Source organism: Paenibacillus sp. Mc5Re-14, assembly GCF_001049835.1.
Taxonomy (GTDB): Bacteria; Bacillota; Bacilli; order Paenibacillales; family Paenibacillaceae; genus Paenibacillus; species Paenibacillus polymyxa_C.
Genome location: NZ_CVPD01000001.1, coordinates 2053490 through 2066570, shown reverse-complemented (window position 1 = coordinate 2066570; position 13081 = coordinate 2053490). Strand labels below are relative to the sequence as shown.

Sequence of the window (13081 nt, the reverse complement as noted above, 5' to 3'; positions counted from 1 at the left end):
CTCTTTTATTTTTAAGGGACGTACTCGCTTCTTAAAACAGAGGAGATTACCCCAATTATGGCTTATCCTTTTTGACCGATGTGTTGCGAGTAAGGGATTCGGTCAAACGCTTGCCGGTCGGTGTCTGGGCCAAGCCGCCTTTGGCGGTCTCGCGGTGCTTTGACGGCATTGCGCTGCCGACTTCAAGCATCACGTCAATGACTTCGTCAGACGGAATGGCGCTGCGCACACCCGCCAAAGCCATATCCGCTGCGGCTAGCGCAGTCACGGCTCCCAGCCCGTTGCGCACGATACACGGAATCTCGACGAGTCCGGCGACGGGGTCGCATATCAGACCGAGCGTGTTCTTGAGCGCTAGGCCTACGGCGTGAACGGCCTGCTCAGGTGTGCCACCGCGTAGCTCGACCATAGCGCCAGCGGCCATCCCGATGGCTGAACCAATTTCAGCCTGACAGCCTCCCTCCGCGCCGGAAATGAAGGAATTGTTGGCGATGACGTAGCCAATGGCTCCGGCTGCGAACAAGCCGTGCACCATATGCTCATCATCCCAGCCGAACCGCTCCTGCGCACTAATGAACACACCGGGGATGACTCCGCATGAACCTGCAGTGGGCGTGGCGACAATGCGCCCCATGGACGCATTAACCTCCGACACGGAGAGCGCATAAGCCATGGCGAGCGCGGAGGCATCGCCGGAGCAGGTTTCCCCAGTCCGCAGATATTCGGCTAAGCGCTTGCCGTCGCCGCCCGTTAATCCACTGCGGGATACGGTGTCTTGCGTCTGACCGCGATGAACAGCCTCTTTCATGACTTCATAATAATCAGACATTTGGCGGAAGATTTCTTCTTCCGTTGAATTCGTCTCTTGTACCTGCTCTTGAATCATCAGGCGGCCAATCGTGGTGGATTCCTCAGCGCATATAGCGCTGATTTCATGCAGATGGCTAAATCGCATCAGATTCAGCTCCTTTTTTCAAATTAATCATTTTAATTTCGTACATATGTGGTAAGGATCGTAGGTTTGCGATTAATTCAGCCGTAGGAGGACTGTCCGTTTCGATGGCGGTAAGTGCTTCTCCATCCCGACCTTTGCGATCCACGTGCATATAGGCAATGTTAATGTCAGCAGCGCCGAGCGCTGAAGTCACTGCACCTAATGTACCGGGCTTATCCGAGTGAAGAAGCACCAACGTAGACAGCTCTCCGGTCAGGTTGACTCGGAATTCGTTGAGCTGCTGGACATGGATGCTGCCACCGCCGATGGAGGAACCCAGCAGTGTACGCTGATCCTCACCCTTCCACAGCTCAAAACGGACGGTGTTCGGATGGGGGGCGGGTAGTCCGCTTACGGCAAATTCTACGGCCATACCGGCCTGCTCCGCCCATTGCTCGGCATCTGGAATTCGGTGGTCGTCTGTATCGTAATTGAGCAGTCCTGCGATGAGCGCCAGGTCTGTACCGTGTCCTTTGTATGTGTCGGCGAAGGAGCCGTACAGTGTCATGCGGGCACGGTCAGGCTGCGTCCCGAGCCAGTGACGGGCAACGCGTGCAAGCCGCACCGCGCCTGCAGTGTGTGAACTGGAAGGTCCGGTCATGGCCGGACCGATAATGGAAAATACATCTTTGAAACGCATGGTGTGGCCCCCTGTATGTTCTAGTACCATAGTATATGGTATTTCCGCGTTTTTGCGCGGCTATGACGGTTCCTAATGCTGACGTACAATGTGAGCGCAAAAAAGGACAGGATAAGGAAGTTTCCCTTATCTCTGTCCTCGTTACCTGAGAGTTTCGTGCGGTGTCCTTACCGCCTTACCCCTTGGGTGGCTTGCGCTCTCTCCAGAGTTGCGTCAGATGACGATACATGGACCTGAGAGATTATCCGCCAGCCGGGTGTTGGCGTCTTGCTCCTTCGGTGCCGCCAGCGTGTAAGCCCCTGGACAGACTCTCCCGTCATCTTCATTCGCGTATACCGTTCTACATATCTTTCTTAGCGTAATGTATGCTGTGCTCGGTGTCAATCGCAGGGTTCAATTTTTACATAAACAAGTGAGTTTCCGATAAATAAGAATAAAATTTACATAATTATGGATGAAATCAGGAAGGAATTAGAAGATTGATAGCTAATCTGATAGAGGACAATTACATTTATGGAATTATAGGAGGGATATTGACGTATGGTAAAAGGCTTGCGGTTCACAGGTTCACGTTTGAAAGGGGTGCTGCATCTGGCAGCGATCGTATCGCTGCTGATCGGGATCTTCGTTCCATTCGGTCAGGTCAAAGCGGAGGGAGCACTGACAGTAGCCGAGGCACTCCAGCGCCAAGGCAGTGGAGGCACAGTGACGGTGGAAGGTTACATCGTCGGACATGCTACCGGATCGAAAACGGCTAATTTTTCTTCTCCGTTTGCGAATGATTTTAACGTACTGATTGCCGACCAGGCCAATGAACGAAGCACGTCTAATCTATTGGATGTACAGCTGACATCAGCGTACAGAGGGCAATTTGGGCTAACAGGCCATCCTGAGCTGATTGGCAGCAAAATCCGTGTGACGGGTACACTTGGCGCCTACAATAATTTTGGTGGAGTGAAAAGTCCAAGCACTGTTGAACTGGTGAACGGAAGCGAGCCGGGGGAACCAGGTGAACCTGGCGAACCTGAACCTGGAAATCCGGGTCAACCCGGTACTACACTGCCGGATGGCAAAGGCAAAAAGGTGCTGTTCGATAATACGCACGCACAGACGGCTGGGGCAGCAGATTGGGTTATTGAAGGCGCCTTCTCCGACTTTGCCAATGGATTGCGTAATGTAGGTTTTACAGTGGACCAACTGAACCGTCCCATTCCTTTTACTTATGGAGAACAGGCCATAACCTATGATAAGCTGCGCCAATATGATGTGTTCATCATCGGTGAGGCGAATGTTGCCTTTAAGGCATCCGAGCAGGCTGCCCTGCTGCAATATGTGAATAACGGGGGAAGTGTCTTCTTCATCTCCGACCACTATAATGCGGACCGTAACAAAAACCGTTGGGATTCCTCTGAGGTTATGAATGGCTACCGTCGTGGAGCCTATACTAATCCGGCCAAAGGGATGACTACAGAAGAAGCAGCATCACCGGCGATGCAGGGGTTAACTAGCTCCGATTGGCTGGCAACCAACTTTGGTGTTCGTTTCCGTTATAATGCGCTTGGCGACGTGAATGCTACGGACATTGTAACCGCAGATCAATCCTTTGGCATTACCAAGGGTGTACGCTCGATTGCCATGCATGCGGGATCTACGCTGGCTATTATTGATCCTACCAAAGCCAAAGGAATTGCCTATATCCCTACAGGTACGAAAAAATGGGGTAATGCTGTAGACCAAGGTGTCTATAACGGTGGAGGCCGTGCGGAAGGGCCTTATGCTGCGATCTCCAAGGTGGGTCAAGGCAAGGCAGCATTTATCGGTGATTCATCCCCTGTAGAAGATGCTACACCGAAATATGCGCGTGAAGAAAACGGACAGTCGAAAAAGACATATGATGGTTTCAAGGAAGTGGACGATGCCACCTTCCTGGTGCAAACGGTCCAATGGCTTGCGTGGAAGCAGGACTACACCAAATTATCCGATGTGGCAGGTTTAACGCTGGATCAACCGACGAAGCTTCTGCCGTTTGAGGAGCCTGCGGCTTCCACAGAACCGCAACCCGAGCCTTGGTCTGCTCCAGCAGCAGGCTACAAATGGTACGATCCAAAAACGTTCAAGTCGGGCTCCTATGGAGCGGCTTCGTAATAAACGTAAAGAATTCAGTGTGAGTGGTTGGGTGCTAGTTAGCCGTTTGATCCTCTGTAGGGGATCAAACGGCTTTTTTGTGATGAAAATTAACCTGTGGTTGGTTATTTGATTACATTTTGTGCCAGGAAAGTCGCGCTACTGCTGGATCATTGATTTTTTAAATGATGTTGATAGCATAATCTTAATTGATATATCCATATACTGGTGATAGGATGTATTCAAATTATTCCGACAAAAACGGTATGTAATGTTCATGAGAGGTTTTAAACATCAAACATGGTGAGAATAAGCGGGACAAGACCATGGAGAATGGAGGAAGCGCGCATTGAATATCAAACCCGTGTTGGAGATTAAGGGATTATCCGTATCTTTTCGCATCAAGGATCAATATCACCCCGCAGTCGACCATCTGGATCTGACGGTCAATCCCAATGAAGTGCTGGCTGTGGTCGGAGAATCCGGTTGTGGCAAAAGCGCGCTGGCGCTTTCGATCCCACAACTGCATGACATGGAGCGAACACGTGTCGAAGGAAAGGTTCTTTTTAAAGGCACGGATCTGATCCGTCTCTCCTCAGGGCAAATGAATAAAATCCGCGGAGCGGGCATTGGCATGATCTTTCAGGACCCGCTGACAGCACTTAACCCGTTAATGTGCATTGGTAAGCAGATCGAGGAAAATCTCGATTATCATACGTCCCTATCTACGAAGCAAAAAAGGGAACGTGTACTGGAGCTACTGGAAAGCGTGGATATACCCAACCCCGTACGTGTGTATGAACAGTATCCGCATGAACTTTCAGGAGGGATGCGCCAGCGTGTGATGATCGCGATTGCCATAGCTTGCCGACCCTCTCTTATTATTGCAGATGAGCCGACGACTGCGCTCGATGTAACCATTCAATCGCAAATTCTTGACTTGCTCAAACAGCTTCAACAGGAGACCGGAAGCGGAATTATTCTGATTACGCACGATCTTGGCGTTGTGGCCGAAGTAGCCGACCGTGTGGTGGTCATGTATGCCGGAGAAATCGTGGAAAGCGCAGATGTTTTTGAATTATTTCGGCATCCGCAGCATCCGTATACGCGTTCCTTGCTAGCCTCCATGCCGGGATCGCATACCAAGGGAGAACCGCTGCATGTCATCGGTGGTATTGTTCCCTCCTTGCAAGATATTCCTCGCAATAGCTGTCGCTTTGCTTCGCGTATTCCTTGGATTCAGCAGAGAATGCATGAAGACCATCCCCGATTAAGTGAAATTTCTCCCGGCCATTGGGTCCGCTGTACATGTTACCAGCATTTTCATTTTGAAGATGAGACAAAGGGAGAGGCTGCTCATGGCACTACTAGAGCTAAATGATTTAAAGGTTCATTATCCGGTGCGCGGCGGTTTTTTCCAGCGTGTCGTTGATCAGGTAAAAGCAGTGGATGGCGTGTCGATCAGCATAGAGGCAGGCCAAACATACGGGCTAGTAGGAGAATCCGGCTGTGGAAAGACGACGACAGGAAGAACGATTATCGGCCTGAATAAGCTGACGAGCGGACAGATTCTTTTTAATGGCAAGGATCTTACGGCTCTGAGTCGTAATAACCGCCATCCGCTGCGTAGAGACATTCAGATGATTTTTCAGGACCCCTATTCTTCGCTTAACCCGCGCAAGCGCGTATTGGATGTCATTGCTGAACCACTGCGAAACTTTGAAAGGCTGAGTAATGAGGAAGAACGGCGGAAAGTACAGATGCTGCTGGAAAAGGTTGGCTTGAACGCTGATGCGGCCTACAAATATCCGCATGAATTTTCCGGGGGACAGCGGCAAAGGATCGGGATTGCGCGTGCGCTGACATTAAACCCAAAACTGATTATTGCAGATGAGCCCGTATCAGCGCTTGACGTTTCTGTGCAGGCACAGGTGCTTAATTTTATGAAGGATGTGCAGCGGGAGTTCAAATTGACGTATTTGTTCATTAGTCATGACCTGGGGATTATCCGCCATATGTGCGACCAAATCGGCATCATGTACCGAGGTCGCTTAGTGGAACAGGGGAGCGAGCAAGATATTTATGAGCGTCCACAGCATTTGTATACCCAACGGCTTATTGCCACCATTCCCAGTATCGATCCTGCGAAACGGCTGGAAAATGCTCAAAAAAGGCAAAAGCTTTTATCCTCTTACAAGTCAGAGCTGCCCAAACATCTAGACCCGAGTGGAAAGCCGTTTGCACTAAAGTCAGTAAGTTCATCCCATCAAGTCGCGCTACCATAAGGGGGGACAGGATATGTGGAAATTTACAATGCGCCGGCTGCTGGTTATGATCCCTCAACTTTTTGCACTGAGTGTGCTTATATTTTTCCTAGCTAAGGCTATGCCAGGGGATGCCCTGACAGGGCTCATCACTTCAACTCCCAATCTAAATCCGGCTGCACTGGAAGAACAGCGGCAAAGACTGGGATTGAATGACCCGGTGTGGGTGCAGTATGGGAACTGGCTCGTCCAGCTTGCTCATGGGGATCTGGGCAAATCTTACGTACATAAAATTAGCGTTACCGATTTGATTGGCAGTCGTTTGGGGAACACGTTCTTTCTGGGTGTTGTGATTCTGGTTCTAACGTATCTGATCGCCATTCCGCTGGGAGTACTCAGCGGTCGTTATCAGCATAGTCTGCTGGATAAAACCGTGGTCGGGTATACCTATCTCAGCTTTGCGACACCTCTATTTATACTCGCATTGCTGTTGTTGTACGTGTTTGGGTTCAGGCTTGGCTGGTTTCCAACCAGCGGCAGTGTGGATGTAGGTGTAGAGCCGGGGACATGGTCATATTACATGAATAAGTCATATCACCTCATTCTACCGGCGGTTACAGGCGCATTACTCAGTACAACGGCTACGATTCAGTATTTGCGCAATGAGGTCATTGACACACGTCTGAAGGATTTTGTGAAAACGGCGCGTTCCAAGGGGGTACCCGAAGGAAAGATCTATTCCCGTCATATTTTCAAAAACTCTTTATTACCTATTGCTGCTTTCTTGGGCTACGACCTGACGGGTGTGATTGCGGGCAACGTTTTCCTAGAATCTATTTTTGGTTATCCGGGGTTGGGACAGCTATTTCTTCAGTCCATCACCCAACGGGACTTTTCAGTTGTGAACGCACTGGTCATGATCTCCGGCTTCTTGGCACTATTAGGGACCCTTTTATCTGATGTCATCCTAAGCAAGGTCGATCCCCGCATTCGAATTGAATAGAGAACAAGTCTAGAGAAAAGGAGGGATTATGGTGTCTATGCAGGTGGAGGAAGTCTTCTCGCCGGAAATCATTCGTAAATCACCGTCTAGCTGGTCTGTACTGCGTCGTGAACTCGTACGTGACAAAATGGCCTTGATTTCCATTGGATTTGTGGCTCTGTTCTTGATTTTTATATATGCCTCTGTCCTGTTTGTCAATCAGGATGTAGTCACGACGGTCGATCTGGGCGCGATCCGCGAAGCTCCCGGTTCAGTGCATTGGCTGGGTACGGACCGAGCGGGCAGGGATATATTCGGCCAGCTGGTCATTGGGGCCCGCAATTCCTTTACCATTGGCTTTACGATTACTTTGTTATCCGCCGCCATCGGCTTGACGCTGGGCTTACTGGCTGGGTTTTATGGAGGACTGGTTGATAACATCATCATGCGAATCATTGACTTTATCCTGGTGCTTCCATTCTTGATGCTGGTTATCGTATTTGTCAGCATTGTGCCCAAAAGCGGCATAGGTTCCTTTATTTTTATTATGACTTCCTTTTTATGGATTGGAAAAGCGCGCCTGATCCGGGCCAAGGTGCTGTCTGAGCGGGAACTGGACTACGTGCAGGCTTCCAAAACCCTTGGCACACCCAATTGGAAGATCATCTGGTTGGGTGTGCTGCCCAATCTCAGCTCTGTTGTGATTGTTAATCTGACGCTCAGTCTTGCGGGAAATATCGGGATCGAGACCGGGCTTTCCTATCTCGGCTTTGGCTTGCCGGAATCTACTCCGAGCTTGGGGACACTGGTGAGTTATGCGAATGACCCGGATGTATTGCAGAACAACTGGTGGATGTGGTTGCCTGCCTCACTGCTTATATTGGTGCTAATGCTGGCAATCAACTTTATCGGTCAGGCACTCAAACGTGCCACGGATGCCAAACAACGATTGGGTTAAACCGAAATTCAAGGATAAGGACAACAACAAGGAGGGGTTTACAATGGTTAAACGCTGGAAAAAAGGAATTCTGCCTGTTCTATCTGCCATTTTGGTGCTTTCTTTGGCTGCATGCAGCGGCTCGCCTTCCGCTTCGAATGGAGCAAAATCGTCTGACGGTACAGGTGGATCAGGGGCCGACAGCAAGCAGGTGAATGCGACTGCGCTGGCAAAGGCGGTCAAGAACGATAACCCCCCGATTAAGGGCGGCATCATCAATTATGCACTCGTGTCCGATACCCCTTTTGAAGGTATTCTGAATCCTGTATTTTATGATGGAAATCCGGATTTTGAAGTCTTCCAGTTTTTCTACCCTTCCCTGTTTTCGATTGATTCCAATCTGAATATTGACGATAAAGGAGCTGCGACGATTTCCTTTTCCGCAGACAATAAGGCAGTGACTGTCAAAATTGATCCCAAACTGAACTGGACAGATGGTAATCCCGTAACGGCAGAGGACTATGCTTTTTCCTATGAAGTGATTGGCCACAAAGACTATGAAGGTCCACGTTATGATAGTTTTATGACCAACATTGTAGGTATGGAAGATTATCACGCCGGCAAGGCCAAGACCATTTCTGGCGTCAAGGTGCTGAATGAGAAAGAGGTTACCATTCATTTTAAGGAACCTAATCCTTCGGTAAAGTCGGGACTTTGGTCCACACCACTGGAGAAGAAGGTATTCCGGAACATTCCCGTAAAGGATATGGCTGGATCTGACCCTGTCCGTAAACATCCGATTGGCTATGGGCCATTCAAAATTAAATCTATGGTCACAGGTGAATCTGTGGAATTCGTCAAAAATGAAGATTATTTCCGCGGTGCGCCCAAGTTGGATGGCCTTCATCTGAAGGTTGTGAATCCGAATGTCATTACTGAGGCGCTGAAAAGCGGAGAAATCGATTGGGCCAGCTATCCAACTACCCGTTACAATGAGGCCAGTAATCCGAAAAATGTACAGTTTCTCGGTCAGGAGGAATTATCTTATAGTTATGTAGGCTTTAAGCTGGGTAAATTCGATCAGGCCAAGAGTCTAAATATCATGGACCCGAACGCCAAGCTGGCGAACAAGTCATTGCGTCAGGCCCTTGGCTACGCGCTGAATAATGAGCAGGTTGGCAAGCAGCTCTATCATGGGCTTCGGACTCCTGCGACATCCCTGATCCCGCCCGCCTTCAAGGGATACCATGATGTGAATGCGAAGGGCATTGCGTATGATCCAGACAAGGCGAAAAAGCTGCTGGACGAGGCAGGATATGTGGATACCAATGGAGATGGATACCGTGAAGACCCTAAGGGCAAGGAACTGGTGCTCCATTATGCAGCAATGAGCGGGGATGCGACGGCCGAATCGCTGGCTAAGTTTTATTTGCAAAATTGGAAGGATGTCGGGCTTCATGTCGAACTGGTGGACGGTCGTCTACTGGAGTTCAATTCCTTCTATGACCGTGTGCAGAAGGATGACCCGGGCATTGATATTTTTGGCGGCGCATGGAGTACAGGTACAGATGTAAACCCTAGTGGGCTGTATGGACGCGGAGCCAGCTTTAACTACTCGCGCTTTACCAGTGAAGAGAATGATAAGCTGTTGCAGGAAGGGGTGTCTGTGAAAGCCTTTGACGACAATTATCGTAAAGATATATACAATCAGTGGCAGGCGTATATGAGCGAGGAGGCGCCGATTGTACCGACGTTATTCCGTTACTCGTTGGAGGCAGTAAATAATCGGGTAGCCAATTACGATATTACCCGCGGCAAGGAGTACGATGCAGACGCGTTTGCGAATATTACGTTGACCGCGGAAAAAGCAGAAGTAGCCCAATAATCTAAAAAAAGCGCAATAGCCTGAAGAAGCGCGAACCGGATTGATCCGATCTCGCGCTTCTTTTGACCTGTTCATGCAAACATTCTGGGGATTCTCGAAGGGAGAGAAGGAAGACGGAAATACGTCAGCTTCAATACTTCATAGCCGTATGCGAGGAACTGCATTTTACGAAGGCTTCGGAAAAGATCGGTATCTCTCAACCCACGCTTAGCTTGCAAATTAAGGCGCTGGAAGAGGAACTGGGCATGACGCTCTTTGACCGTGCAGGCAAGAAAATCAAAATGACAGATGCCGGGAAACTGCTGCTGCAACACAGTGCGCATGCGCTCAAAGATTTACAGCAAGCGAAGGCTTCTATTGAGGAACTGCGTACCGAGCAACGCGGCAGTTTACGGATTGGTATCGCATTACCGGAGCTAGAGGAGTCGTTGCAAGAGATGTTTGCCCACTTTCATCGGTCATTTTCTAAAATCAGCTTGCACATCTGTCCATCCTTTGATTTAACAGAACAGCTGCTGGATAACCGTGTGGACGTTGGCATCACCCTACATTCGGGTACAGATGAAAGGCTTGTCCAGCTTCCTCTTCGCACAGAGAACTACTGTCTTATTGTCCCCGTAAATCATGCATTTTCCAATCGTTCTTCCCTTATGCTGGACGAATTGAGGCATGTACCCTGGGCGATGCAGCCAGAGTGCCATCCCGGCAGGAAGCTGATTGAGAAATGCTTCCGTGATCGCGGGTATCCCTTTGCAACCGTCCTGGAAACAAATTCTATACCTTCAATCCTGCGCTGGGTGCAGGAGGGACTTGCCGTAACCCTACAGACGAAGTCCCTTGCGGCCGAACTGGATCGTTCACTTTTTTGCACGGTACCTATTTTGCGTGGCGTGCCCCAAGGTCAGCTAGAGTTGATTTATCGGTCTGACCGTTACCAGGGAGAAGCAGTGAAGCGATTGATTGAAAAGATACAAGCTGTACTAACAGAGTGTTCCAACTAGTGGCAACCCTGATGAGTACTACGTGCTTTAATGTGTACGAACTTCTAGCCTGCGTGCAATCAGTGACATACTGTAATTAACGGCAAAGTACAGGAAAGCGGCGAACAGCAGAGCTGGAATGACAAAAGATTGATTTTGTCCACCGACGATCTGAATGTTATGCGTCAGCTCCGGCAAACTGATAATGACAGCCAGTGAGGTATCCTTGAATAGGGAAATGAACTGGCTGACAATAGGAGGTACCATGCGACGAAGCGCTTGGGGTAGAATGATATGCCATAAGGTTTGAGAATAGCTTAGACCGGAGGAACGTGCGGCTTCCAGCTGTCCTTTATGAACCGAATTGAGACCGCTGCGTACAATTTCGGCAATCATGGCTCCCTCGAAGATCGACAGTCCTGTAATGGCTGCCCACTTGAGGGAAATCGATAATCCGATGGATGGCAAAACCATGCCGATGAAGAAAATAATGAGCAATAAGGGCAGGTTGCGAATCAGATCAATGATAAAGGCTGCAACCTGTGAAAGGACAGGTATACGGGTATAGCGCAGGATGCCGAACACAATACCGAGAGCGAAGCTGAATATGATAGAGTAAATAGCGACCTCCAGCGTGAGCAGGAAGCCCTCCAGTATAAAACGCACATTAGGCCATGCAAACAATCCACCGAAATCCATACGGGCTTCCCTCCTTAGGATGTTTTGGAAAAGCGTCGCTCCATATATAGCACAAGAAAGCTGAGTGGAACCGTCAATACAAGATACAGCAGCGCCGTGATCGCATAGACTGTGATGGGCAGGAAGGTATCTGAGTTAATGAGGTCCGAGTAATACATGAGATCCAGTCCAGCCACAATGGCCAGCACGGAAGAGTTTTTGACCAGATTGATGAATTGGTTGCCGATTGCAGGCAGTACAATTTTAATGGCTTGCGGTAAAATAATGCTGATCATCGTCTGGTTGTAATTCAACCCGGAGGACCTTGCCGCTTCAAATTGTCCCTTGGGTACAGATTGAATGCCGGCACGTATAGCTTCTGCAATAAAAGAGGCTGTGTACACAGTCAATCCAAGCGTTCCAGATACAAAGCCGTCCAAGGGGATGCCCAGAGTGGGAAGACCGAGATAAAAAAACAGTACAACAATCAGCAATGGAATATTGCGGATGACCTCTACATAGACAGTACCGATCCAGTTTAGCCATTTAAAAGGCGCAATTCGGAAGATGGCAATGATTGCCCCCAGAATGAAGCTTCCGATCAAGGCAATAACACTAGCTTGAACGGTATGAAGCAAGCCTTCTCTGAAACGGTCGCCATGATCGAAAAGTACGTTGATATCAAAAGTTAGCATCTACGGGTATACCTCCTTATCCAGAGCTAAGAAAGGAAGGAGCACGCAATCGCGGCTCCTTCACAAGATCATTATTCGGGTTTAACCCCAAGCCATTGCTCATGCAGCTTATCGTATTCACCATTGCTTTTCAGTTCCTTGATCGTATCATTAATGGCTTGCAGCAGTTCGGTCTGCCCCTTTTTCACTGCAATACCGTAAGGTTCCTCTGTGAAGTTCCCACCTACTAGGGTATAATTCGGATCTTGCTGTTGCATGCCAAGCAGAATAGAGTTATCGGTCGTCAGCGCTTGCCCTTTACCTGCCTTGAGGGCGTTGAAGGCATCTTGATAGTTTTCGAACTCTAAAATCGTTGCTTTGGGCGCTTTTTCGCGGATATTTTTTGCGGAGGTAGAGCCTTTAACAGCGAGTACCTTGGTATCGGGTGTCAGGGACTCCAGACCGGTGATCGGGCTTCCTTTTTTCACGAGTAGGGATTGACCTGCATTAAAGTAGACATCGCTGAAATCGACCTGTTTTTTGCGCTCATCCGAAATGGTCATCGTGGCGATAATAGCGTCGATGTCCCCATTTTGCAGTAAGGTGATTCGTGTTTTGGACGTGACTTCCTTGAGTTCGAGCTTGGTTTCATCACCAAAAATATGCTTGGCTACAGCCTTGGCGATGTCGATATCAAAGCCCTCGACTTTCCCGCTAGCCGGATCTTTTAGTCCGAATAACTTGGTGTCGTACTTCACCCCAACGACCAGTTTGCCACGCTGTTTGATGGCTTCCAGCCCGTTGGGAGCTGCTGCTTCATTTCCTGACGTTGCTGCTTCTTGTTTGCCTCCACAACCTGCCAAGACGAGCAGACAGGTTAATGCAACCAGCACCAAAGTACTCCACTGAAATCTTTTTCTCAT

General features: G+C 49.2%; 12 protein-coding genes, 1 pseudogene and 1 riboswitch. Of the genes and pseudogenes, 8 read left to right on the top strand and 5 right to left on the bottom strand.

Translation table 11 applies throughout. The features are described from left to right. Nucleotides 1–55 precede the first annotated feature (55 nt). The gene (gene sdaAA, locus BN1546_RS09395) at nt 56–955 is read right to left on the bottom strand and encodes an L-serine ammonia-lyase, iron-sulfur-dependent, subunit alpha (RefSeq protein ID WP_090737254.1); all 900 of its coding nucleotides are present in this window, start codon (nt 953–955) and stop codon (nt 56–58) included. Then, nucleotides 945–1634, bottom strand: coding sequence for an L-serine ammonia-lyase, iron-sulfur-dependent subunit beta (sdaAB, locus tag BN1546_RS09390; RefSeq protein WP_058831360.1), 690 nt, complete (start codon nt 1632–1634; stop codon nt 945–947). Before sdaAB ends, sdaAA begins: the two co-directional genes overlap by 11 nt. A 211-nt stretch (nt 1635–1845) precedes the next feature. Next, nucleotides 1846–1960, bottom strand: a riboswitch (glycine riboswitch). Nucleotides 1961–2174: 214 nt separating this feature from the next. On the opposite strand from sdaAB, the gene BN1546_RS09385 reads away from it, so the two are divergent. From BN1546_RS09385 to BN1546_RS09355, 8 genes and pseudogenes are all read left to right on the top strand, one after another. Further along, nucleotides 2175–3779, top strand: a complete 1605-nt coding sequence (locus BN1546_RS09385; protein ID WP_090737253.1) for a DUF6359 domain-containing protein — start codon at nt 2175–2177, stop codon at nt 3777–3779. Between the two features lie 328 nt (nt 3780–4107). Then, nucleotides 4108–5139: an ABC transporter ATP-binding protein gene (locus BN1546_RS09380; protein ID WP_064962201.1), complete on the top strand. Its 1032-nt coding sequence runs from the start codon at nt 4108–4110 to the stop codon at nt 5137–5139. Continuing rightward, a complete protein-coding gene (locus BN1546_RS09375; protein ID WP_090737251.1) occupies nt 5117–6043 on the top strand; it encodes an ABC transporter ATP-binding protein in 927 nt (308 codons plus the stop codon). Before BN1546_RS09380 ends, BN1546_RS09375 begins: the two co-directional genes overlap by 23 nt. Nucleotides 6044–6056: 13 nt before the next feature. Further along, entirely contained in the window at nt 6057–7025 is a 969-nt protein-coding gene (opp4B, locus tag BN1546_RS09370; protein WP_090737249.1) for an oligopeptide ABC transporter permease, read from the top strand. 28 nt (nt 7026–7053) lie between these two features. Continuing rightward, nucleotides 7054–7962 (top strand): ABC transporter permease, encoded by a 909-nt coding sequence (locus BN1546_RS09365; RefSeq protein ID WP_058831362.1) that lies wholly within the window; start codon nt 7054–7056, stop codon nt 7960–7962. A 43-nt stretch (nt 7963–8005) separates the two neighbouring features. Further along, nucleotides 8006–9826, top strand: a complete 1821-nt coding sequence (gene opp4A / locus BN1546_RS09360) for an oligopeptide ABC transporter substrate-binding protein (protein WP_090737247.1) — start codon at nt 8006–8008, stop codon at nt 9824–9826. A gap of 62 nt (nt 9827–9888) precedes the next feature. Then, a pseudogene (locus BN1546_RS27820) lies at nt 9889–10065 on the top strand (LysR family transcriptional regulator); the annotation flags it as partial. A 6-nt stretch (nt 10066–10071) separates the two neighbouring features. Continuing rightward, nucleotides 10072–10827, top strand: coding sequence for a LysR family transcriptional regulator substrate-binding protein (locus BN1546_RS09355; protein WP_255305574.1), 756 nt, complete (start codon nt 10072–10074; stop codon nt 10825–10827). 27 nt (nt 10828–10854) lie between these two features. Here the strand turns inward: BN1546_RS09355 and BN1546_RS09350 are convergent, their stop codons facing one another. The 3 genes from BN1546_RS09350 to BN1546_RS09340 form a co-directional block, all read right to left on the bottom strand. Continuing rightward, a complete protein-coding gene (locus tag BN1546_RS09350; RefSeq protein ID WP_013369049.1) occupies nt 10855–11505 on the bottom strand; it encodes an amino acid ABC transporter permease in 651 nt (216 codons plus the stop codon). A 14-nt stretch (nt 11506–11519) separates the two neighbouring features. Continuing rightward, nucleotides 11520–12179 (bottom strand): amino acid ABC transporter permease, encoded by a 660-nt coding sequence (locus tag BN1546_RS09345; RefSeq protein WP_025679585.1) that lies wholly within the window; start codon nt 12177–12179, stop codon nt 11520–11522. A 71-nt stretch (nt 12180–12250) separates the two neighbouring features. Beyond that, on the bottom strand, nt 12251–13081 hold the full coding sequence (locus BN1546_RS09340) for a transporter substrate-binding domain-containing protein (protein ID WP_090737245.1): 831 nt from the start codon (nt 13079–13081) through the stop codon (nt 12251–12253).

Coding starts and splice junctions, on each gene's coding strand:
- BN1546_RS09365 (WP_058831362.1), top strand. CDS start 7,054: ATGGTGTCTATGCAGGTGGAGGAAGTCTTCTCGCCGGAAATCATTCGT.
- sdaAB (WP_058831360.1), bottom strand. CDS start 1,634: ATGCGTTTCAAAGATGTATTTTCCATTATCGGTCCGGCCATGACCGGA.
- sdaAA (WP_090737254.1), bottom strand. CDS start 955: ATGCGATTTAGCCATCTGCATGAAATCAGCGCTATATGCGCTGAGGAA.
- BN1546_RS09375 (WP_090737251.1), top strand. CDS start 5,117: ATGGCACTACTAGAGCTAAATGATTTAAAGGTTCATTATCCGGTGCGC.
- BN1546_RS09350 (WP_013369049.1), bottom strand. CDS start 11,505: ATGGATTTCGGTGGATTGTTTGCATGGCCTAATGTGCGTTTTATACTG.
- BN1546_RS09355 (WP_255305574.1), top strand. CDS start 10,072: ATGACGCTCTTTGACCGTGCAGGCAAGAAAATCAAAATGACAGATGCC.
- BN1546_RS09345 (WP_025679585.1), bottom strand. CDS start 12,179: ATGCTAACTTTTGATATCAACGTACTTTTCGATCATGGCGACCGTTTC.
- opp4A (WP_090737247.1), top strand. CDS start 8,006: ATGGTTAAACGCTGGAAAAAAGGAATTCTGCCTGTTCTATCTGCCATT.
- opp4B (WP_090737249.1), top strand. CDS start 6,057: ATGTGGAAATTTACAATGCGCCGGCTGCTGGTTATGATCCCTCAACTT.
- BN1546_RS09385 (WP_090737253.1), top strand. CDS start 2,175: ATGGTAAAAGGCTTGCGGTTCACAGGTTCACGTTTGAAAGGGGTGCTG.
- BN1546_RS09340 (WP_090737245.1), bottom strand. CDS start 13,081: ATGAGAAAAAGATTTCAGTGGAGTACTTTGGTGCTGGTTGCATTAACC.